The sequence below is a fragment of the Paenibacillus sp. FSL R5-0407 genome, from assembly GCF_038009185.1.
Lineage (GTDB): Bacteria > Bacillota > Bacilli > Paenibacillales > Paenibacillaceae > Fontibacillus > Fontibacillus vini.
In genome coordinates, this window is sequence record NZ_JBBPAX010000002.1 from 1,218,715 (window position 1) to 1,240,901 (window position 22,187).

15 protein-coding genes are annotated in these 22,187 nt (G+C 50.1%); 7 read left to right on the forward strand and 8 right to left on the reverse strand.

The annotated features are described in order from the left end of the window. Positions 1-2: 2 nt before the first annotated feature. The 3 genes from NYE70_RS24575 to NYE70_RS24585 all read right to left on the reverse strand — a co-directional run bounded on the left by NYE70_RS24575 (position 3) and on the right by NYE70_RS24585 (position 4,959). On the reverse strand, positions 3-1,490 hold the full coding sequence (locus NYE70_RS24575; protein ID WP_211022317.1) for an ABC transporter substrate-binding protein: 1,488 nt from the start codon (positions 1,488-1,490) through the stop codon (positions 3-5). 135 nt (positions 1,491-1,625) lie between these two features. Continuing rightward, positions 1,626-3,143, reverse strand: coding sequence for a response regulator transcription factor (locus NYE70_RS24580; RefSeq protein ID WP_341048714.1), 1,518 nt, complete (start codon positions 3,141-3,143; stop codon positions 1,626-1,628). Then, a complete protein-coding gene (locus tag NYE70_RS24585) occupies positions 3,136-4,959 on the reverse strand; it encodes a sensor histidine kinase (RefSeq protein ID WP_341048716.1) in 1,824 nt (607 codons plus the stop codon). Before NYE70_RS24585 ends, NYE70_RS24580 begins: the two co-directional genes overlap by 8 nt. Before the next feature lie 186 nt (positions 4,960-5,145). Between NYE70_RS24585 and NYE70_RS24590 the strand changes: the two genes are divergently transcribed. From NYE70_RS24590 to NYE70_RS24605, 4 genes are all read left to right on the forward strand, one after another. Next, positions 5,146-5,817, forward strand: a complete 672-nt coding sequence (locus NYE70_RS24590) for a response regulator transcription factor (RefSeq protein ID WP_341048717.1) — start codon at positions 5,146-5,148, stop codon at positions 5,815-5,817. Beyond that, complete coding sequence (locus NYE70_RS24595) at positions 5,814-7,199, forward strand: sensor histidine kinase (protein WP_211022321.1); 1,386 nt, start codon at positions 5,814-5,816, stop codon at positions 7,197-7,199. The genes NYE70_RS24590 and NYE70_RS24595 overlap by 4 nt, the downstream gene beginning before the upstream one ends. Before the next feature lie 157 nt (positions 7,200-7,356). After that, on the forward strand, positions 7,357-8,724 hold the full coding sequence (locus tag NYE70_RS24600; RefSeq protein WP_341048719.1) for an ABC transporter permease: 1,368 nt from the start codon (positions 7,357-7,359) through the stop codon (positions 8,722-8,724). A gap of 8 nt (positions 8,725-8,732) precedes the next feature. Continuing rightward, positions 8,733-9,458, forward strand: a complete 726-nt coding sequence (locus NYE70_RS24605; protein WP_290407627.1) for an ABC transporter ATP-binding protein — start codon at positions 8,733-8,735, stop codon at positions 9,456-9,458. Between the two features lie 1,204 nt (positions 9,459-10,662). Here the strand turns inward: NYE70_RS24605 and xylB are convergent. Continuing rightward, positions 10,663-12,159 carry a xylulokinase gene (xylB, locus tag NYE70_RS24610; protein WP_211022322.1) on the reverse strand — a complete coding sequence of 499 codons (1,497 nt, stop codon included), beginning with the start codon at positions 12,157-12,159 and terminating at the stop codon, positions 10,663-10,665. 144 nt (positions 12,160-12,303) lie between these two features. After that, positions 12,304-13,620: a xylose isomerase gene (gene xylA, locus NYE70_RS24615; RefSeq protein WP_211022323.1), complete on the reverse strand. Its 1,317-nt coding sequence runs from the start codon at positions 13,618-13,620 to the stop codon at positions 12,304-12,306. A gap of 294 nt (positions 13,621-13,914) precedes the next feature. Between xylA and NYE70_RS24620 the strand changes: the two genes are divergently transcribed. Continuing rightward, positions 13,915-15,090 carry an ROK family transcriptional regulator gene (locus NYE70_RS24620; RefSeq protein ID WP_290407192.1) on the forward strand — a complete coding sequence of 392 codons (1,176 nt, stop codon included), beginning with the start codon at positions 13,915-13,917 and terminating at the stop codon, positions 15,088-15,090. 60 nt (positions 15,091-15,150) lie between these two features. Here the strand turns inward: NYE70_RS24620 and NYE70_RS24625 are convergent, their stop codons facing one another. From NYE70_RS24625 to NYE70_RS24635, 3 genes are all read right to left on the reverse strand, one after another. Next, positions 15,151-16,077, reverse strand: coding sequence for a nucleoside hydrolase (locus NYE70_RS24625; protein ID WP_341048721.1), 927 nt, complete (start codon positions 16,075-16,077; stop codon positions 15,151-15,153). Between the two features lie 76 nt (positions 16,078-16,153). After that, positions 16,154-19,723, reverse strand: coding sequence for an EAL domain-containing protein (locus NYE70_RS24630; protein WP_341048723.1), 3,570 nt, complete (start codon positions 19,721-19,723; stop codon positions 16,154-16,156). Positions 19,724-19,981: 258 nt separating this feature from the next. Beyond that, positions 19,982-20,788: a formate/nitrite transporter family protein gene (locus NYE70_RS24635; protein ID WP_211022327.1), complete on the reverse strand. Its 807-nt coding sequence runs from the start codon at positions 20,786-20,788 to the stop codon at positions 19,982-19,984. A gap of 201 nt (positions 20,789-20,989) precedes the next feature. On the opposite strand from NYE70_RS24635, the gene NYE70_RS24640 reads away from it, so the two are divergent. Together NYE70_RS24640 and NYE70_RS24645 are read left to right on the forward strand one after the other, a co-directional pair. Further along, positions 20,990-21,136: a hypothetical protein gene (locus NYE70_RS24640; RefSeq protein WP_211022328.1), complete on the forward strand. Its 147-nt coding sequence runs from the start codon at positions 20,990-20,992 to the stop codon at positions 21,134-21,136. A gap of 76 nt (positions 21,137-21,212) precedes the next feature. Beyond that, positions 21,213-22,175 (forward strand): hypothetical protein, encoded by a 963-nt coding sequence (locus tag NYE70_RS24645; RefSeq protein ID WP_341048726.1) that lies wholly within the window; start codon positions 21,213-21,215, stop codon positions 22,173-22,175. Positions 22,176-22,187: the final 12 nt, after the last annotated feature.

Consider the following 22,187-nt stretch of genomic DNA (forward strand, 5'->3'; position numbering starts at 1 on the left):
GATTACTTGTTGTTAGCGGCTCTCCACTCATCGATTTGTTTTTGCGCTTCGGCAATGATCTTGTCGAGTCCGGCTGCTTTGAATTTCTCGTTTGCTTTTGCCAGATATTCGTTCGGATCTACCGTACCGGTCATCAGGGAAGACCAGAACTCTTCCTTCACGTTTTGCACAGCCGCGATTTCATTCGTTACCGCGGAAGTATCGAAGTTGAAGCCAAGCAGTGGAGCGTTAATGCCCGATGCGTTAAATTTCTTGAATTCGTCCCATTTATTTTCTGGGTCTCCTTCATTCAGGTAAGTGATCATAACGTTGCCGAGCGAGAATGTAGGCATGTCGTAATTTTTGGCATCAGCCAGGTTTTTGACCGTGTTGTCATTCACTTTTTCGTAATGAACGCCTTCAATACCCGAGTCGATCAGGTTGCGCAGATAAGAATCCGTGTTCAACAGGTTCAGGAATTCCATAGCTTTCTCCGGATGCTCGGAGTTCGCGGAAATAGCTTGCATGGAGCCCATTACGGACCAGTTATAAATGTACGGTTGGCTGGCTGGTGTCGAAACTACCGGATAACCGTAGCTTGCGGACCAGAGGTTATCGGCCAACGGCTGCGTTGCAGCGCGGTCCATGAACCATTTGCCGGATTTATACAGATCGTCTACAGATGTCGTAGTTGCTACTTCCGGAGAAACATAACCCGCCTGGTAGAACTTGCGGACGGTTTCCAGCGTCGATTTCGCTTCTGGAGTTTCAAGGATATTGACTACCTTGTAATCCTTCGTATCCATATACACGGCCATCGGCATTTTCTCGATGACATAGTCAAATGGCATAACCGGCATGAAATCCTTTAACATCGCGTATGGAGTAATGCCCGGTTCGTTTTCCTTGATTGTCTTGAGCATCGGCTCCAGGCTTTCCATCGTTGTCGCCTTGCTTATATCCAGATTGTATTTGTCGAGCAATTCTTTGTTGAAACGCCATACTTCTTGAGCCGGGAGTTCTTTGTTGGCAGGAATCGCGTAGTTATGTCCGTCAACCTTGGAGCCTTCCAGGAAGGCCGGGTCCAATGTATCCGTGATTCCTTTTCCGTATTTGCTCAACAGGTCATCCAATTCCATAAAAGCGCCCTTCCGCGCATTTTGAACGTAATCGAAAGCCCAGGAGCTTGTGAACATGATGTCCATCGGCTCGCCGGAAGCAGCCATGACTTGCATCTTTTGCGTGTAATCGCCGAAGTCGATCATTTTCATGTCGATGGTGGCATTAATTTTTTCCAAGGTGTACTTGTTGACTTCATCCACTACGCGTTTAAGGTCTTTTTGCGGAGCGCCGATCGTGTACCAGATCAGTTCAACTGGTTTTTCGGACTTTCCCGAATTACCCTTCGCCGCCGAATTGTCGGCTTTGTTACCGCCGCAAGCGCTAACAATCAGTGAAAGCGCAACCAATGAAATCAGTAACAAGGAGAAGCTTTTTCTTTTTTTGTTCATTCAGGTATAACCTCCCTTTGATGTAGAAGCAATGAATCTATATTTACTGTAAATCATGAAAGCATTTTCAAATAGAAGTGAAAATAAATAAATCATGGTTCAAAATAAAGAAAAGAGTCGGCCAGCAGAAAAATGCTAGCCTAACCCTTTAAATTCCGTGGGGGATACCCCGACATACCTTTTGAATTGTTTGTAAAAATATCCAGTTTCCCAGTACCCGACATTACGGGCGATTTCATGTACTTTCTGATGTGTCGTCTTCAGCATTTCCTTGGCTTTGTCGATCCGGTAACGGTTGATATACTCGGTGAACGATTCGCCTACTTCTTTATGAAACAGCTGACCCAAATAAACCGGATGGATCTTGTACGTGTTCGCCAGCGTCTTCAGCGAGAGATCCTGGTTGTAGGAGTTCTGAATTGTGTTCAGCACCTGCTGAACGACCGGACTCTTCACATCCCGGGTCATGGCCTCCATGACTGCCGCTGCGGTTTGCTTCACAATGGCTGCAAGCTCTTCCACCGTGGTTGCCGATTGGATCTGTTCAAATCCGCCCGAAAACAAACCGACGTCTTCGGAATGGCGAATTTCCTGCAATTCCAGCTTAATGCGGATCATCCACTCCAGGGCTACTTCCTGAAGCAGTGCCGGGGACGCAGCCCCCGATTCGCCAAGGGAGGTGAACTGCCGGTCGATTAATGCGAAAAGTCCCTCTTTGTCCCGAGCAAGCAGCAGTCTCGAGCTTTCGTTCCAATCAAAGGAAGACGCCTCGGCGGTGGTCGCAGAACGGGCGTTCAGTTCGTCGTAGCTGATGACGTTCTTCTCCGGAAAAATCATGAAATACTCTTGGGCCTTCTTCGCATTTTCATAGCTGAGCGAAGCGCCCGTATCCCTGTTCTCTACACTGCCAAGGGAGATTTGGGGCTGAAAGGAGGACAAAATAGAAGTAAGGCGGTCGATTCTCGCTTGCACCTCTTGTTTACCCTGCCCTGAATCCTCAAAATGATGCAGCAGCACAATATCGCTATCATTGTTACGGAACGGGATCACGTTTGGATCTCCGCTAAGCTCCCGTTCGACCAGATCAAAGGCGCCTGTGGAGTTCAGCCTGAACCGCAGCAGCGAAATCAGCACCAGCGGCTTGTCGATGTCGATCCCGAGCAGGTCGGCTCTCTCTTTGAATTCCAGCGTGCCGATTTGATTGTACACCCAGCGGTGCATGACATTATCCCGCAAAATACGGATGCTATATTCATTCAAGGCCTCATTGCTCCGGGACACTTCAAGCTTGTCGCGAACGCTCGCCAAGGTCCCGCGGAACTCCTCCAGATTTATCGGTTTCAGTAAGTAATTCTCAATGCCTAACGCCATGCCTTCTTTCAAATAGGCAAATTCGTCATACCCGCTTAACACGATCACCTTCAAAGCCGGCTTGAACTTACGCGCCTCTCGGATCAGTTGCAGACCGGTCATTTCCGGCATCGAAATGTCGGTAATCAGAATGTCTACCGGCTTTTCGTGCAATGCCTGAAGAGCGGCTTTCCCGTTCTCGGCCTGGCCGACGATCTCCATACCGAGCTGGGCCCAATCCACGATATCGTACAATCCTTCGATGATAAACGGTTCATCATCCACAAGAAATACTTTATACATTCCGGTCACCTTCCTCTAGCTCAGGAAAATTCACGATTACAGTCGTGCCTTTCCCCTCTTCGCTGTGTACTTCCACCCCATAAGCATCCCCGTACAGTAGCTTCAACCTTTCGTGAATGCTCCGCAGGCCGAAAGATTCCGAGTATTCATCGGGCTTCTTAAGCCCCTGATTAATTTCTTCCAGCCTGGCCGGGGAAATTCCGCGCCCATTGTCCTCTACCTTAGCTTGCGCTAATCCTCCATCGGAAGGAAATACGGAAATCGAGACGAAGTTATCGTCCCGGTCTGTCCGCAGTCCATGGACGATGTAATTTTCGATGATCGGCTGAAGCGCCATTTTCATCACCGGTCTGGTTTCAAGCCCTTTGTCGAATTGTATTTCATACGCAAGCCTATCCTTATAGCGGATCCGAAACAGCTCCAGATACATGCGGCATGCTTCCAGTTCATCCTTTAGCGTGTAGTTCCGCTTTTGCTGCACATAGTTTTTGAAGAGCATCGACAGGCTGTAGATCATTTCGCCTACATCGTTCGCTCCCTGCGAAACGGCGCGCATGCGGATCACTTCCAGCGTGTTATACAAAAAGTGAGGGTTGACCCTGGATTCCAGCGCTTTCAATTCGGATTGCTTTTGCTTGATTTCAGCTTTATAGACCCGGTTTATATACAGGTTTAAATTATCGAGCACACTATTAAAGCTCTTGGAGATGAGCCCGAGCTCATCATCACGGTCGTCTTCGATGCGCACCGACAAATCGCCGTTTCTTACTTTGCGCGTAAAGCGGACAATCCCATAGGTCCGTTTGGCAAAGTTGCTGATAAACAGGGACGGCAGGATAATCGCCACCAAGATACAAATTAAACTGATCGTCAAGATCGTGTTCCGGATGCCGCGATAAGTTTTGGCAAGCTCATTTTTCGGAATCGTGCTGAGGACAGTGAACCCGCCCTGATTTTGAATCAGTTTGGTGACGATCAGACCATCGGCTATCATCCCATTGTCATACGCGGAATTGACCTGTTCAAAATGAGGATATACGCGTCCGTAATACGTGCCCGAACTATCGAACAAAACATCGCCTTTGCTTGAAATGACAAGAATTTGGCCTTTCAGATTATCGCTGAAACGTTCCAGGCTCTCCTGCACCCGGTTCGTGTCGAAATAGACAACCAGCTGCCCCATGTTTCGCAGAGACAAATTATTATTGACGGGAACCCGAACCGAATACATCGGCGTTTGCGGCATGCCGATCGTCTTGCGAATCCAGATGTTCGGCAGGGAAACGCCGCTTTCTTGCTCCAGATACATCGCATCGGGAACATAGGAACGGGAAGCGTTGGTCGGTATGATTTTAAACTGCTTGAAACTATTATAGGCGTATAATTGCTGCATATCCGCGCTGTACAGCATAAGACTCAAAATATCCGGGTCATCCTCGACCTGATTTCTGAAATACTGCACCGTGTCCGTAGGGGAACCCGTATCGTTGAAGAACCGGTCCAGCCTGTACTTCACATAATCCTGATAAGGGTGCTCCATAAAATAGGACATATTATAAGCCAGCTCCCGGTCACGATAAACGTCGCGCAGCATCCGCTGAACGGACTCGTATTTGCCGGAAATGTAATTCGATACGCTTTCCAACGCGCTTTTTTGCACGTCCATTTGCCGCTGAACCGCAGCTTCCGACATCACCCGGTACATCAGATAGGAGAACGTAATGATCGTCAAAATCATGACTACGGAGAAGAACAGGATGATTTTCATAAACAGGTTGTTTTTGAAGTATTTTCGGTAGATGTCTCCTACAATCATATCTCTCTCCTTTCCGCCAGGCGGCCGATCATCAAAATTATAACATGACCAAGCAAGCACTGCGGGTGGCCAAGTGGTGATTTCATTATTTTGGATAACTGCTTAATTGTATAATTTCCGCAGTTAAGATATATTGTCATCATTCGTAGATAGCAGGAGAAATCCAGTCAAGGAGATGCTTAAACCGTGATCCAAATTTTAATTGCCGATGACGACCCCCATATCCGGGAGTTGTTGACTTATTATTTGCAAGGAGAAGGCTATGGAGTCATCGAAGCCGCCGACGGAACCGAGGCTTCGGCTATTCTGGAAGCGCGGCCCGTTCATCTGGCCATTATAGATGTCATGATGCCCGGGAAGGACGGATTTCAGCTCTGTAAAGAAATCAGGGAGGATTATGATGTGCCGGTCATTTTGCTGACGGCCAAAGATCAGTTGTCCGACAAGGAACAAGGCTTTGCCGTAGGGACCGATGATTACGTCACGAAGCCGTTTGAGCCGAAGGAGCTGCTCTTTCGCACCAAGGCGCTGCTCCGGCGCTATCAGATGGTAAACGCGGAAACGATTCGGCTGGGTGATACGGTCATTGACCGGAAAAGCTATGAAGTGTTGTGCAAAGGAGAACAGCTGCTGCTCCCCATGAAGGAATTCGAGTTACTGTCCCAATTGGCCAGCTACCCGAACCGGATTTTTACGCGTGAAGAGCTAATCGCCCATATTTGGGGCTTTGATTTTGCCGGCGATGACCGAACGGTCGATGTGCATATCAAGCGACTGCGGGACCGGTTCTCGGACTGCGGCGACTTTACGATCACTACGGTTCGCGGCGTGGGTTATAAACTGGAGGCTGCCAAGTGAAGAACCTCTACCACCGTATCGTCGCCACCACCGTGCTTGTGATGATTCTTAGCAGCTCGATCGCTTTTCTGACCTCCAACCTTTATTACCAGTACAAGCTCAAATCTTATAATGACAGTAAGGTCGCTCATATGGCCGAGCAAATCAAGCATTTCTACGAGGACAACGGTGAGCTGCCCCTTTCCCCGTATCTTGACCATATCGGAAAGCTCGGATATCAGTTTTATTTGGTGGACGAGCAGGGCCAAGATGCTTTTTACGGGCAAAGCTTCCGGAAAACCGGGATCGATCCGGGAACGGTCCGGTCGGTTCTCGAAGGTCAGACGTATCATGGAATTACGGAATTCCCCACGGGTTTGTTCATTACCGGGTTCTTCGACAACGATCTCCGCAATACGATCGGCGTGCCGCTCCATAGAGCGGGCGAACCGGCTTACGCCCTTTTTCTCCGTCCTAACGCTATGGTTCAGTTCGGGGAAATGCGGACCTTTTTCGCGATCATCCTTGTCGTTTCCATTCTGCTTAGTATCATTCTGGTGGCGTTCAGCACCCGGTATATGGTCAAGCCTATCGTTAAATTGACGGAGGCCACCAAAATGCTGGCTCGCGGTAAATACAACATCAAGCTGGACGTAAAACGGGACGATGAAATCGGAAAGCTCGCCGTTAATTTCGCCCATATGGCCAAAAGCCTGGAACAGCTTGAAGCGATGCGCCAGGAATTCGTCTCCAACGTCTCTCACGAAATCCAGTCGCCGCTGGCGTCGATCCAAGGATTTTCGCACACGCTGCTGACCGCCGATCTGCCGGAGGAACAGCGCCGGCATTACCTTTCGATTATTGAGGATGAAAGCCGGAGAATATCGCAATTGAGCAAACAACTGCTGACCCTTGCCTCGCTGGAGAAAGAGGAAACGATTCTGGAGAAAGGGTCATTGGATGTAGGGGCCCAAATCAAGCAAGTGCTGTTCATGACCGAATGGAGCTGGCGTGAAAAAGAGCTGGCGATCAAAATGGATCTGCCTTCGCTCTTTATTCAAGCGGACAGCAAATTGCTGCATCAGGTATGGATCAATCTGATCACCAACAGCATCAAATTTACGGAGGAAGGCGGCACGATTTCGGTCCGGCTTCGTCCGGACGGGAAGGATTATATCGCGGTGGAAATTGCCGATACCGGCATCGGGATCTCCGAAAGCGACCTGCCGAATATTTTCCAACGGTTCTACCGGGCCGATAAATCGAGAAACCGGAAAGAGGGCAGCAGCGGGCTGGGACTGGCGATCGTGGAGAAGATCATCGAAATGCACGGCGGGGAAATTCACGTCGAAAGCGAACCCGGAAAAGGAACGCAGTTCCGCATCCGGCTGCCGATTCATTAATAGATTCATTAATAGATTCATTAATAGATTCATTATTGGTTTCATTGCCGGCTCAGCTTCCGTTCATATTCAGTTCATACATCCTGTTTATATTTATAGATGCAGCGAGTCATTGCTCGCTCGAAAAAATAGATAACAGGACTGGAGTGGAATAGAGATGTTTTTAGCCCTACGTGAACTAAAGCATTCTAAGACGCGTTATATGCTGATTTCATTAATCATGGTTCTGATCGCCTGGCTGGTGTTGTTTGTATCCGGCCTCGCCAAAGGACTATCCTCCGATAACGCTTCTTCGATTCAAAATATGAACGCGGATTACCTGGTGCTCGATCAAAACAGCGATCACAGGCTAAGCCGGTCGGCTTTGGCGGAAGACATGCTGGAGCAGGTTAGACTGGCGATGGGCGCGGACGCGGCGGCAAACTCTTCGGATCGTGACGCCAGCGATACGGCGATGGCTGAACCGTTGGGGGTTCAGATGTCTGCGGTAACCCAAGCGGGTTCGCTTAAAAAAATCGACGCGACCTTCTTCGCGGTCGAAGCGGACGGTATGCTTGCTCCGAAGGTGACGGAAGGACGGATGATCGGCGCGGATGCCGCGGAGGAGGTCGTTGCGGACTCTTCTTTTAAGGCGGAGGGCTTGAAGCTCGGAGATGTCATTGAAGACCAGACCTCCGGCCGGCAATTTACGATCGTAGGCTTTTCGGAGGGACAATCGTTCAGCCACTCGCCCGTTCTCCATGTGAATTTTGCGGCGTGGGAAACAATGCAAGCGAGTGGACCGCGGGCTATGGGGGGAAGCGGTGCTGTGGGTGAAGTGAGTGCTGATGGTGGTACTGGTGAGGTAAGTGCTGCTGGGGAAGTGAGTGCTAATGAAGGTGTAAGTGCTGCGGCTGATTCGAGTGCTGACGGAGGTGCAACTGCTGCTGGTGGTGCGAGTACTGATGGCGCTGTGAGTGCTGCTGGTGAGGTAAGTGCCGCTAGGGAAGTGAATGGTGCTGGCGAAGGAGGGGCTGGCGTTGTTTTTAACGCCATTGCTTTTAAGGGCTCCGGCTCGACAGCCGCAGAGGTCGGCGCACAGGTATCCGGCGTCGATGTCATCAGTAAAGCCGAGGCTCTCAAAGGTATACCCGGATACAAGGAAGAACAAGGTTCCCTGCTGATGATGATCGCGTTTCTGTTTATCATTGCCGCGTTTGTCCTGGCTGTATTCTTTTACGTAATCACAATTCAGAAAATCAATCAGTTCGGCGTGCTCAAAGCGATCGGTGCAAAGACGGGATTTCTGGCCCGCAGCCTGCTCGCCCAAGTGCTGTCTCTTTCCGTGTTCAGTCTGGCCATCGGGATCGCCTTAACATACGGCGTTTCGGCCGTACTGCCGGACAGCATGCCTTTTGAATTAAATTTCAGCCTGGTCGGCGGCAGTGCGCTGCTATTCCTGGTCGTTGCCGTGGCCGGCTCGCTGCTGTCGCTTTATCGGGTTGCTAAAGTAGATGCGATCGAAGCTATTGGGAGGGCTGCATAATGAGCACGATGACAAAAGAACAAGATGTGAAGTTTTGGGCACGCTCCGATTCGAACGGCGACAGCAAGTTGCTGCTCGATCAGGTCAGCAAAGTGTACGGCGACGGAGATGCCGAGGTCAAGGTGCTTGACCGGGTATCGCTAGAGGTGAAGGCCGGGGAATTCGTGGCTGTCGTCGGCCCTTCTGGAGCCGGAAAAAGCACGTTCCTCTCCATTGCCGGCGCTCTGTTATCCCCGACTCGGGGCAGAGTCCTGATCGGCGGACAGGATGTCAGCAAACTGAGCGGCTCCGAACTGAACGATGTCCGGCTCGCCAAGATCGGATTCATATTTCAATCCGCCAACCTGATCCCCTATCTGACCATCAGAGATCAATTGCTGCTGATTGGGGAATTGGCCGGCAAGCCGAAGGCGGAGTCGAAAAAGAAAGCCGACGCCCTGCTCGAACGTCTCGGACTAGGCCACCGGCTGACCCGCTATCCCGAGTCTCTCTCCGGAGGAGAACGCCAACGTGCGGCCATCGCTCGTGCCTGGATGAACGACCCTGAGATCATCCTCGCCGACGAGCCGACGGCCAGCCTCGACTCCGAGCGCGGCCGCGACGTCGTACAGATGCTGGCCGACGAGGTCAAGCATCGCGGCAAGGCCGCCGTCATGGTTACCCATGACCAACGTATGCTCGACCTGTGCGACCGCGTCGTGTACATCGAGGACGGCCAGCTGTCGGAGGCGTAAAGCCGTCGCTTAGCCCGGCCCGGCTCGGCCCGGAGAATTAACTGCAAAACCTGCAGTTAATTCTCTCGATAAACCGACTCCGGGACATTTAAATGTAAATTCTACAGCTAATTTAGGCTCTTTCAGCGAAAAAGGCAGGAATGATGAAAATTAACTGTACAAAATACAGCTAATTATCCGAAATGAACGAATTCAGAACAATTAACTGTAGAAAATACAGTTAATTATTCAGAACAAACGAAAAATTACTCTTATGGTACTCAAGGATGGAATGTTACTGGAAGGTTTGCATAATGCGCGCGGTTTGGTCACCAGTTAGTTAAAGTAATTCATTCATGCACTTGGCCGAACGTTTCAGGAACGGGCTATTGCGTTGCTGGAGCAGCATCCTTAGAAATCCATCAGGGATAACCACTTGAACTCATCAAGCTCAGCTCTCTGTTCGCCTAACCTAGCCCGGCCTATAAAATTAACTGCAAAATCTACAGTTAATTCGCCCGATAAACCGGTCGCGAGCAAATTAACTGGAAATCCCACAGCTAATTTAGGCTCTTCCCAGCGAAAAGCGCAGAAAAGATGAAAATTAACTGTACAAAATACAGCTAATCATCCAAAATGACCGAATTCGAGTCAATTAACTGTAGAAAATACAGTTAATTATTCTGAACAACTGAAAAATTACTCTTATAGGCACTCAAGGATAAAATGTTACTGGGAGGTTTGCATAATGCGCGCGGTTTGGTCACCAGTTAGTTAAAGTAACTAATTCATGCACTTGGCCGAACGTCTCAGGAACGGGCCAACGGGCTACTGCGCTGCTGGACCGGATCACCAGTCTGAATCATCACTCGGAATCATTAGTCGAACTCACCAAGCTGAGCTCTCTGTGCATCTCAACCAGTCTGCCCTAATAATTAACTGCAAAATCTACAGTTATTTCGCACTATAGACCAGTCTCGAGCAAATTAACTGGAAATCCTACAGCTAATTTAGGCTCATCCCAGCGAAAAAGGCGAAATGATAAGAATTAACTGTACAAAATACAGCTAATCATCCAAAATGACCGAATTCGAGTCAATTAACTGCAGAAAATACAGTTAATTGTCCAACAGAGCGCCCAGTTTAGCTCTTTAACGTCAAAAGCGCGAGACCCCTTACAGCGTAAAGGGTCTCGCGCTTTTAATTGTCTATTCGATCCTCCGGTTTAGCCGCGGAATTCCTGCAATCCTTCGTTCAGCGAACGGGTGGCGGAATAAACTTGCTGATACAGCTTGAACAGGCGGCCGTAGGTTTCTACGTTGGCCGGAATCGGCTCGTAGGTTTTGCCGTAGCCGATAAACTTGTCGGCGCATTCTTTCAGGCTGCCGAACCAGCCGCAGCCTACGGCGGCCATCATGGCGGAGCCCATGGCCGGGCCTTGCTCGTTCTTCAGCGAGACGACCGGCGTGCCGAAGATGTCGGCCTGCATTTGCAGCCAGACCGGATTCTTGGCACCCCCACCGATGGAGATGACGCGTTCGACCGTGATGCCGGCTTCGCGGAACAAGGCCACGGACTCGGCCAGCGAGAACGTGATGCCTTCCATCACGGCGCGGGCGAGGTGCTCGCGGCGGTGCGTGCCGGACAATCCGATGAAGCTGCCGCGGATGACGCTGTCCGCGTGCGGCGTGCGTTCGCCGACCAGGTACGGCGTGAACAACAGACCGTCCGCGCCCGGAGGCAGCGAGCCGACAGGCTCCAGCAATTCATTGAAGCTGAGCTCCGGCGCGAGCGAGTCCTTAAACCAGCTCAACGAGTAGCCGGCCGCCAGGGTCACACCCATGGCGTAAAAAGCGCCCGGATGCGCATGGTTGAAGAAGTGCACCTTGCCGGCGAAGTCCTTGTTCTTGTCCTCTTCGTACGTGAGGACAACGCCGGACGTGCCGATGCTGCACAGCGCATCGCCCTTACGGACAATGCCGGCGCCTACCGCGCCGCAGGCATTGTCCGCGCCGCCGCCGAACACCCGGGTGTTCGGCGAGAGCCCGCACTGCTGCGCGAATTCCGGCAGCAGCGTGCCGGTTTGCTCCGTGCTGCCGACCAGCGGCGGGCAGAACCCTTCCGGAAGGCCGAACGCCTGAGCGATTTCCTCGCTCCAGGCCCCTTCCGGAACGTTCAGCAGCAGCGTGCCTGCGGCATCGGAGATTTCCATCTCTACGCGCCCGGTCATCCGGTAGCGCAGATAATCCTTCGGCAGCACGAACCGTGCCGCCTTGGCGAACAGCTCGGGCTCATGCTTTTGCACCCACAGGATTTTCGGCAACGTAAATCCTTCCAAGGCTGCATTGCGCGTAATGTCGAGCAGCTTGCCGCCGAGCTTCTGCTCGATTTCCCGGCACTCCTTCGTCGTGCGGGTATCGTTCCACAGAATCGCGTTGCGCAGTACATGATTCTGCTCATCAAGCAAAACCATACCGTGCATTTGTCCCGAGAAGGACACGCCCTCAATATCTTCCCCCGAAATACTGTTTTCCTGGAGCAATTGCTTCAGGCAGGCGATCGTTCCGTTCACCCATTCCTCCGGATTCTGCTCGCTGTAGCCCGGACGCTCCTGAATCAGCGGGTAAGCTGCTGTAGCTTCCCCTTTGATTTCTCCCTCCTTGTTCACCAGCACCGTTTTTACCGAGCTTGTGCCAAGGTCAATCCCTATAACGTATTTCATCCGTGACGCTCTCCCTTCATTCAACTAGTCAGTTAAGCCTTGCCCAACCAAGCAGGCCAAATACCACAAAAAGGGACGGCAGGCGTCCCTTTTTGCTGTTTCAATCAAAGATCAATCGCACCGGTAGTCGTTCGTTCCGATTGCTTATTTTGTTCCGAAGATGTACTCGTTCAAGCGGGCTTTAACCAGCTCGAGGTGGTTCGATTTGTTGCGGATGTCGCTGTGCTCAAGAGCATAAGCTTCCAACGATTTGAAGTTGGCTTTGCCGGACAGGATGTCGGCGCCGATGCCGGATTTGAAGCTGGAATAGCGCTCTTCAAGCAATCCGTCGATGAATTTTTCTTCTTTCATTTTTGCAGCCACTTTCAGGCCTTTCGCAAAAGTATCCATACCCGCGATATGAGCATAGAACAGATCCTCAGGCTCGAAAGAAGTACGTCTTACTTTAGCGTCGAAGTTTACGCCGCCGGAGCCGATGCCGCCGTTTTCGAGAATTTCGTACATAGCAAGTGTAACGGAGTACAGGTCAGTCGGGAATTCGTCCGTATCCCAGCCGAGCAGCATGTCGCCTTGGTTCGCATCGATCGAACCGAGCATGTTGTTCAAGCGGGCTACGCGCAATTCATGTTCAAAAGTGTGACCTGCGAGCGTAGCATGGTTAGCTTCCAGGTTGAGTTTGAAATGATCTTGCAAGTTGTATTTTTGCAGGAACGCGATTGTAGTAGCCGCGTCGAAATCGTATTGGTGTTTTGTAGGCTCTTTTGGTTTTGGCTCGATCAGGAATTGACCTTTGAAGCCGATTTCCTTAGCGTAGTCGATCGCCATTTGGAAGAATCTTGCCAGGTTGTCAAGCTCAAGGCCCATATCCGTATTCAACAGGGATTCGTAACCTTCACGTCCGCCCCAGAACACATAGTTTTCAGCGCCCAGTTCAACTGCAGTTTCCAAGCCTTTTTTAACTTGAGCAGCAGCGTAAGCGAATACGTCGGCGTTCGAAGTTGTTGCAGCACCATGGACGTAACGTGGATTGGAGAACATGTTAGCCGTATTCCAAAGCAGCTTAACGCCAGTATCCTTCATGCCTTCTTTCAATTTAGCAACGATTACGTCGAGGTTCTGGTTGGATTCTTTCAAAGTTGCGCCTTCAGGAGCTACGTCGACGTCATGGAAGCAGTAGTAAGGAGCGCCGAGTTTTTGAAGGAATTCAAAATTAACTTCTACGCGTTCTTTAGCCAGATCCAGGCCGGATACAGTCTCCCAAGGACGGATCATGTTGGCCGCACCGAAAGGATCGGTACCGTTCATGGTGAATGTATGCCAGTAAGCTACAGCAAACCGGAGGTGTTCTTTCATCGATTTTCCGAGTACGACTTCGTTTTCGTTATAATGTTTAAATGCCAGAGGGTTGTTGGAGCCTGCGCCTTCATACTGAATTTTGCTAATGTTCTTGAAATAACTCACTTTTGAGTCCTCCCTGCATGATTTGGATTTTAGTAAGCCCTTTCATGGGCTCCCTTAAAAAGATGGTTCAACAAATCAAATTTCGGACATGTTGTAATCTTGGATGCAGAAAACCTGATTGATTGAACATGATTTCTTAAGTAGCATGCCCTGTAGATTTGTCTGCATGCCCTTTTCAACTAGATCGTATCACGTTATACTTAGTTTGTCTAGTAAACTAACTAAGTTATTCAGTTACCTTTTTGTTTTTATGATATGATGGCAAATAAGAGCAAGTCTATACGGAGGATTATCATGAAAATTACCGGCGACCAGCAGTTGATAAAAAAAATGAACAAGAGCATCGTGCTGGACACCATCCGTCAGCGTCAGCCCTTGTCCCGTGCAGATATTTCAGCCGGCATTGGCTTAAATAAAGCGACCGTTTCCTCGCTCGTTTCCGAACTGATCGACAGCAATCTTGTTACGGAGATCGGTCCGGGGGAATCGAGCGGCGGACGTAAACCGACGCTTCTACTATTCAATAAAAATGCAGGCTTCGCCATCGGCATAGATATCCGGGTCAGTGATCTGCTGGCTATCTTGGTTGACTTGGAGGGGAATGTCCTCCATGAGAAAAACGTGCCTTTAACGGACTTCTCTCCGGAGACGGTTCTTGAGCAAATTCGAAAAACGATCTTGCTGCTTAAGCGAAAGCTCCCCGAGTCCCCTTACGGGATCGTCGGGATCGGCATCGGAGTTCCCGGACTCGTTAATGAAAAGAACCGCGTCGTTTCTGCTCCTAACCTGGGTTGGGATAACGTCGATCTGGCAGGTGCCCTGGCGGCGGAATTCAGCGACAACATTCATATTGATAATGAGGCGAACGCCGGAGCGATTGGTGAGAAGCTGTATGGTGCCGGCCGCGATTCGCTCAATTTGATCTACTTAAGTCTTGGCGTCGGGATCGGCTCAGGAATTATCGTTGGCGGGGAGTTATACCGGGGAACTTCCAACTTCTCCGGCGAAGTCGGCCATATGACGATTGCGGAAAACGGGCCGCTCTGCCGCTGCGGCAACCGGGGCTGCTGGGAAACGCTGGCCTCGGAGAAGGCCTTGCTTGACCGTGCTGCAGCCCTCGACGGACATGGCGAAGCTCCCGATCTGGAGAGCATCATGAAGTCAGCCAAACAAGGCGATCCTGCCTCCGTTTCCCTGTTAAACGAGATCGGCTCCCAGCTCGGCGTCGGGCTGGCCAATCTGGTCAACATTCTAAACCCGGAGCTCATCGTCATCGGCAATCGCTTGTCGTTGGCCGGCGAATTGTTTGAAGATGCCATGCTGCGCACGATTGAGAGCCGGAGCTTATCATATCACCGCAAAAAAACACATGTCGATTTCGCCAAGCTTGGCATCCGTTCCACGGCGCTCGGCGCCGCTTCCATGCCGATTACGGCTTTCCTTACGGACCCGGACGTAACCATCGACTAGATCTTCTACAATAAAAGCGCGAGTAGCAGGAGGCATCCCCCGCTACTCGCGCTTTTAATATTAAACTTCCCCGCCTATAATTCGGCTCGTAAAATGCTTCAGGAATCGATCCGCGTCAACGCCGGTACAAACGCTGATTTTCGGTTCGCCTTCCGTCGTTCCTACAGTTCTGCCGGTTTGGTCGCCCCCGGTAATGACCGTTACCCGCATCGGCTCTACACGGACCAGGCTTGGATCCACGGCAACCCCTACCGCTAACGGGTCATGCAGGCCGCAGCCTCCTTTTCCCGGATAAGTCGATTCGTAAAATCCCATATAGAACTCGCTCATTTCCGCAAGGAAGATCGCTTCGTTCCGGCCGGACGACCGCCAAGCATCCAACTGCGTTCTCGGCAGCAGCGTTTGCAGCGTGACGTCCAGTCCGACCAGCGTCAGCGGCAATCCGGATGCGAATACCACGGCGGCTGCTTCCGGATCGGCCACAATATTGGCCTCCCCGTATGGCGTAACATTGCCGGGCATGGTAACCGCACCGCCCATCACAATCACTTCCTTGACCAAGGTCACGATTCCCGGCTCCTTTTCAATCGCCAGCGCCAGATTGGTCAACGGACCCACCGCTATGATCGTTAGTTCACCCGGATAGCGCGTTACCTGATCAATGATATAATCGGCCGCTATCCCCGGTTCCGCTTGGCCCTGCGGCGGCGTACTCAGTGTGTTTCCAAGCCCGTCCTCCCCATGAACATGCCTCGAGTAACGGGCTTTCTCTCCGCGGCGCAGAGTTTCCTTGGCTCCTTCTATGACGGGAACCGGCTTGTCCAGCTTCTCCAGCACCGCCAATGTATTTCTCGTAGCTTCCGCTACCGTAACATTCCCGAAGCAAGTCGTAATCCCGATCAGTTCCAGCTCGGGGGAGTGTGCGGCATAGACGATAGCCATTGCATCATCCACGCCTGTATCTACATCCAGAATAACTTTTTTCAATGAGGATCCTCCCTACATGATGTGATAAAACCTAGAAGTCTGTACGATCCTCCTGCTCCCAAATATACAATTGCCCTCATTCAGGATGCTGCAAGGCGGAAGCTTTTCCGCCGATGTCGTAAACAGGATTGCTCCGGATAAGCCGGATCGCTTCCTTTTCAGGAAGCGGCTTGCTGATAAGGTATCCTTGAATTACATCGCATTTTGCCCGTTTGACATACTGCATTTGCCGGGCCGTTTCCACGCCTTCCGCCACGACCTTGAGTCCCATCTTTCTGCCGATCAATACAATTGCCCGGGCCAAAGAACGGCTATCGTCATCGTTAGGCACATGCTCGATAAAGGTTTTATCGATTTTCAGCGTCGTAATCGGCATTTGTTTCAGATACCCGAGAGACGAGTATCCGGTTCCGAAATCATCGAGAGCAATTTGAATTCCCTTGGATCTAAGGAAGGAAAGATTCGGGATCAGCTGGTCAAACGACTCCACAATTGTCGATTCCGTAATTTCGAGTTCCAGTAATTCCGGTTCAAGCCCCGTTATTTCCAGCGACTCCATTACTTTATCGACGAAATTGTCCTGAATCAGTTGGATCACCGAAATATTGACCGCAATTTTATAGTGTCCGTGCCCTTGATCCTGTAACCGCTTGGCAAACATGCAAGCCTGCAAAATAATCCAATCCCCTATGGGAATAATCAGTCTGCTGTCTTCCGCAACCTTGATAAATGTAAGTGGCGATACGAATCCGAGCTCCGGACTATTCCAGCGGATCAGCGATTCAAACCCAATGATTCTGCCGGTTTTCAAGCTTAGCTGCGGCTGATAGTATAACAGAAACTCCTCATTTTGTAATCCTTGCCGCAGATACTTTTCCAGTTGAACCCGTTCATTAAACGCTTGAAGGAATGAAGGATCGAAGATCATGTACTTCCCTTTACCCGCTTCTTTGGCGGCATACATGGCCACGTCCGCATTTTTCAGTATTTCCTCTGCGTTCGTCCCGTCTTGCGGATAGTATGAAATCCCGATGCTCACGGATACATAGAGATCGCTGTCATTGATATGAAACGGCGTTTTGAACCCATCCAGCAGCCGATCGGCCAGCTCAACGGCCTGCTCCTTCCGCTCGATTTCCTTCATAAGAATGACGAATTCATCCCCGCCGAGCCGGAACAGCATTCCTTCATCTCCAATGATCTTGGAGAGACGGGAGCTGGCTTCTATCAGCAAACGGTCACCGAATTTATGGCCAAGCGTGTCATTTATGTATTTAAAGTTGTCCGTATCTACGAAGAACAGAGCCGCTTTCCCGTCGGGACGGGAGAAGACCAATTCCAATTCCTCCAGCAGATACAAGCGGTTTGGCAGATCGCTAAGCGCATCGTAGTATGCCAAGTGCTGCAAACGCTCCTGGGACAGCTTCAGCTCATTGATATCTGAAATCGAACCTATAAACCGGATGGATTCGCCGGCTTCATTAAGAACCGTCTTTCCTCTACCCTGAAACCAGCGGTACTCTCCATTTTTCATGCGCAGCCGATATTCGCATTCGAACAGGGACTTGCCATTTTTCTTGGCCGCCTCCAACTCGCGCTGATATTTCTCAATGTCATCCGGATGAACGATATCCGTAACCATCTCATTCGTCACGTGATCTTCATGAGAATATCCGAGCAGTTCGAACCATCGTTGGGAGTAATAATACCTTTTCTTTACCAGATCGAATTCCCAGATGCCTCCATTCGAGGCTTCTGTAACTAACCGATAACGTTCCTCGTTCCGGCGCAGCATTTCCTGATTCTCCAGCAACTGTTCATAGTTGATCCGCAATTCATCCTGAGTCGCCGTCAACTCTTCGCACATCGCCTCCAACTCGTGGTTGCTTTGCTGCAGCCGGAGCTCGGATTCCTTACGGTCGGTGATATCGATCATGGACCCGGCGAACCGAACGACCTGGCCTTCATGATTTTTACGGAGCCTGCCTCTGGCTTGGATCCAGATATAAGATCCATCCTTTTTGCGCATGCGATATTCGCCCTCATAAACAGGACTCTCTCCGTTCAAGTACTCCTGCCGCAGCTTTGTGATGCGCTTAACATCATCGGGATGGATCAGCTCCATCCAACCACCTAGCGTCGACTGAATCTCGTCCCGCTCGTAACCCAGCAGCTCGAACAGCCGATCGGAGACGAAGTAATCCCCAGTAGAGGGTACCGTATCCCAGATAACCGCACCGGATCCCAAGGTGGCCAATCTGAATCGCTCCTCGCTGATACGGAGCTTGTCCTCTTTTTTGATCAACTCATCGAACTGTCGTTCCATCTCTTCCTGAGTCGCCGCCAGCTCTTCATATGTAGCTTCAAGCTCCTGATAACTGTTTTGCAGTTTGTTCTCGTAAACCTTGCGATCCTGGATATCCATCCCCGCCACCACAAACACATCCGGGTCCCCGGACAAGCCGCGGATCGTGGAAGACCGGAACAGAAACACTTTGGAAGGGCTCCCGTCCGCGCATACCAGCGTCATCTCCCGGTTGTCCACGAACTTCATAGACAGCGCATCGTCGAGAAGGGTGAACAACTCTTTGTAACGATCCTTCAAGCCAGGGAGTTCATTGTACTTGGTTCCGATCGCGGCCTCTTCCTTGATCCCGGTCAGCCACTCGGCATATTTATTAAGGCGGACGGTTGTTCTATCGCCCTGCACGGCCCAGATAAATAGATTCGTATGATCCAGCACATCCTTGGAGAATTGCTGTTCCCCATGAATCGCTCTCCGGAGCCGGTTAATGTACAGCTTGAGGAGCACATAACTCAAGATAAGGAAGAAAACAAGAATGAAGCCGGCCAATATATAACGATTTCGGATTCTTTCCAAGTAAAAATCGGAATGCTTGAAGAAATACCTTTCGTATAAAGCTTCGTAGCTTTGCTCTCCGCGCAGTTCGTCAATTCTTTTATTGATATATTCCACCATTTGAGGCGAACCTTTACTGACGCCATAAGCTATGTCCACTGGATACAAATCGTATAACACCTGGCGAATTTCCTTATTCATCCCCTCTTTGACCATTAAGTAATTGACGACCTGCTGGTTCTCGAACAGAAGATCAATCGATCCCTCTCTTAACGCCATCAACCCTTCCTCAACGGTCGGAAAACTGCTGTAATCATCCACTCCGGCGCTAACCTTGAGCTGTTGTTCCGTATATTGTCCCGCTGCCACGCCGATCTTGAAATTTTGCAGCGTTGCAAGCGTCACCTGACCTTCGAAGTATTCCCTCACATAGACGCCGGTATATGTACGCATAACGGGTTTGGAATATAGCAAATCATCCTTACGGCTATCCGAAACCGCCATCAGACCGACGGTATCGATCTCCTGGTTCTTGAGCTTATTATAGGCGGATTCCCAATTATCGAATGTATAATAAATCGAATATTTATCCTCTTCAAACAGCATCCGGGTCAGTTCCAGATCGAAGCCGGAGGGATATCCATGCTGGTTAAATTTATAAGGCGGGTAGTCGAGCTCGGTGTAGTAAGTCACATTATGCCTGGAACTGCCCTCTCCAAAAGCCGGATTATAGAAGGAAGTAAAAAGTATGATGGCAAAAATGAACATCCAAAGTATTCGCTTCATCATCATGCACCCTTTGAATTATGATTGTATACCCGGCCGCCTAGCAAAGAAGGATAGAGTGGGAGAACAAGGAGCGGGAGTCATTGTGACAGAAACAGTGACTATGGAGCTGTTTTCCAGGATATTCATCCTATTTCGTTTAATTTTAACATAATTTTGAAAGTTCAAATAGGCTTTTTTACCTAAAAATTCAAACGCGGAACCGCACGCAAAAAAGACCGGCCTCTACTCTGAAGAGAGAAGCCGGTCTTATAAGTCCTATTTTTTCGGCAATTTTTCGTGATTTTCCGCATCCAGGAACGGTTTATTGACAAAATAGTACATAAAGCCCATCAGCAATACACCGCCTACCAAATTACCCAGCGTAACAGGAACCAAATTGTGCACGACCCCGCCGAAGGAAATGGTGCCCGGATGGTTGAGTACCAACGCAATTGCGAATGTACACATATTAGCTATACTGTGCTCGTATCCCGAAATGAAGAAGCAGAACACGAACAGCATCATCGCAAACATTTTGGCGCCATCCCCCTGCAAGGACATAGGAATGAAGAAAGCCAGGCAGACCAGCCAGTTACATAGAATTGCCCGAAAAAACAGCTCTATGGTCGAGGTGCTCATCTTATGCTCTACCACATTCAGCAGGAAGCTGTTGACAGAGGAATCGTCAAAAAGTCCGGTCAGGTAGATCAGCAGCGCAAAGGCGCAGGCTCCTAATATATTCCCGATATAACTAAGAACCCACAGTTTAACGACCTGAAGCCATTTCAGCTTCTTTCGCAGCGCGGCATAAGTATAGTAAAACGTATTTCCGGTGAAAAGATCCCCTCCGCCATAAGCGATCAGGATAATTGCCGCGCCGAACGTAATGGCGGCCATCGGATAAGTCAGCGGGGATTGCTCCATGTAGAAAAAGTTTCCGCTCTTGAAGGCTACGATGACCCCGAATCCGATGAACATGCTCGCAAGCATGGCTCTGGCGATGTAACGAAGCTGGCTTTGCTTGAAGATTTTGTACTTTTTAAGCGCCAGCTCTTCCACTTTTAACAAAGATTCAGTTTCCATAGTGCCTCCCTTGTATTATTTCTCCTCATTTTCCATAAATCCTGGAGGTTGTCAAGCTTCTCCGCATTTTATTAGATACTCGTTATTTACTTTTTGCCCTTAATTGTGCATAATGATAATTAACAACATATGATAATGATTATCATTATCTTCATTTGAACAGGAACTTATTTATTTTTCACATAAAGGAGTAGGAAGCCCATGAAAGTATCTACCCGTAAATCTTCGCTGCAAATCGACGATTACTTGGACCTGCTGAACCTCGCGGTCGGTCTGGGGGATGTTAAATGGCAGAAGGAGATTATCCGCAAGCTGGAATATATGCAGGCCGACTTACAGCCTAGGTAGGGGATGTCCCCTTCCGTCGGCGGATTGACAAATCCAAGGAAGATCCTGTATATTTTACAAATAACAAGATACCGAGATGCGATGTAACAATAAGGGAAGCACCCGTATTGCCAAGGCCGATTGTGCCTGGCTTGCGGGTGTTTTTTTGTCGTTCTCCGGTATCTCGCACCGGCTCGGCATCTTGTGCCGGAAACAAATGATAAGAGAGGTGTTATTCATGAAAATCCGCACCCGACTTCCTGCGTATGCACTCATCTTCAGCCTCCTGATAGGTACGGCTTGGGGAGGACGGCCCGCCATGGCGGCGGCCATTGAATTTACCGATTCGCTGAACGCCCAAGTCAACAAAGCGGCCGACCAGGCGGGAGGTACGAAGGGGACCAAGCTTCTCAAGCAGTACGCCGACTTTTCCAAGCTTCAAAAGGATTTGGCTGCTTTGGACTCTAAAACCTCCACACTGCGTTACGACAATGAGGCCAGGCTAACGGCTGCCCGCAAGAAGCTGAAGGAGATCGACAAGAGCGTCATCACAAAGCTGGACGAGCAGGTGAAGACGGCAAAGACCAAGTACCAGCCCCTCTTCGACTCTTATTCTTCGGTAAGCAAACAGGCCACGGCCGCTAAGAAGCTAAAGGACAAAGCGTTGTACTCCTTGCTCAAGACACAAGCCGACGGACTAAAGGTCGCCAGCACCCTGGCAAGGCAGGACATTCGCAACAAGGAATCGGCACTGCAGGCAGCCAAAAAGGAGAAGACCCGAAAATCGGAGGAGATCCGCAAGATCCTGGATGAAGTCGACCCGCACAAAACCAAAATCAAGTCGGAAAAAAGCGCAATATCATCCTCCAACAAGCTGATTTCTACGGAGTGGAGCAATTTTAAAGCCGCTGTCAAAAAAGGGGACGCAGACCGCAGCTCCGATACCCTTGCCCGCTTGCTCACGCTTTCTGCCCAAGTCCAGAAAAACAAGCAAAGCATTTTTAACTTGGAGGAAAAAATTGCAGCATCGATTCTGAAGGCTGAGAAAAAGCTGCCTTAACTAAGAAAAGGC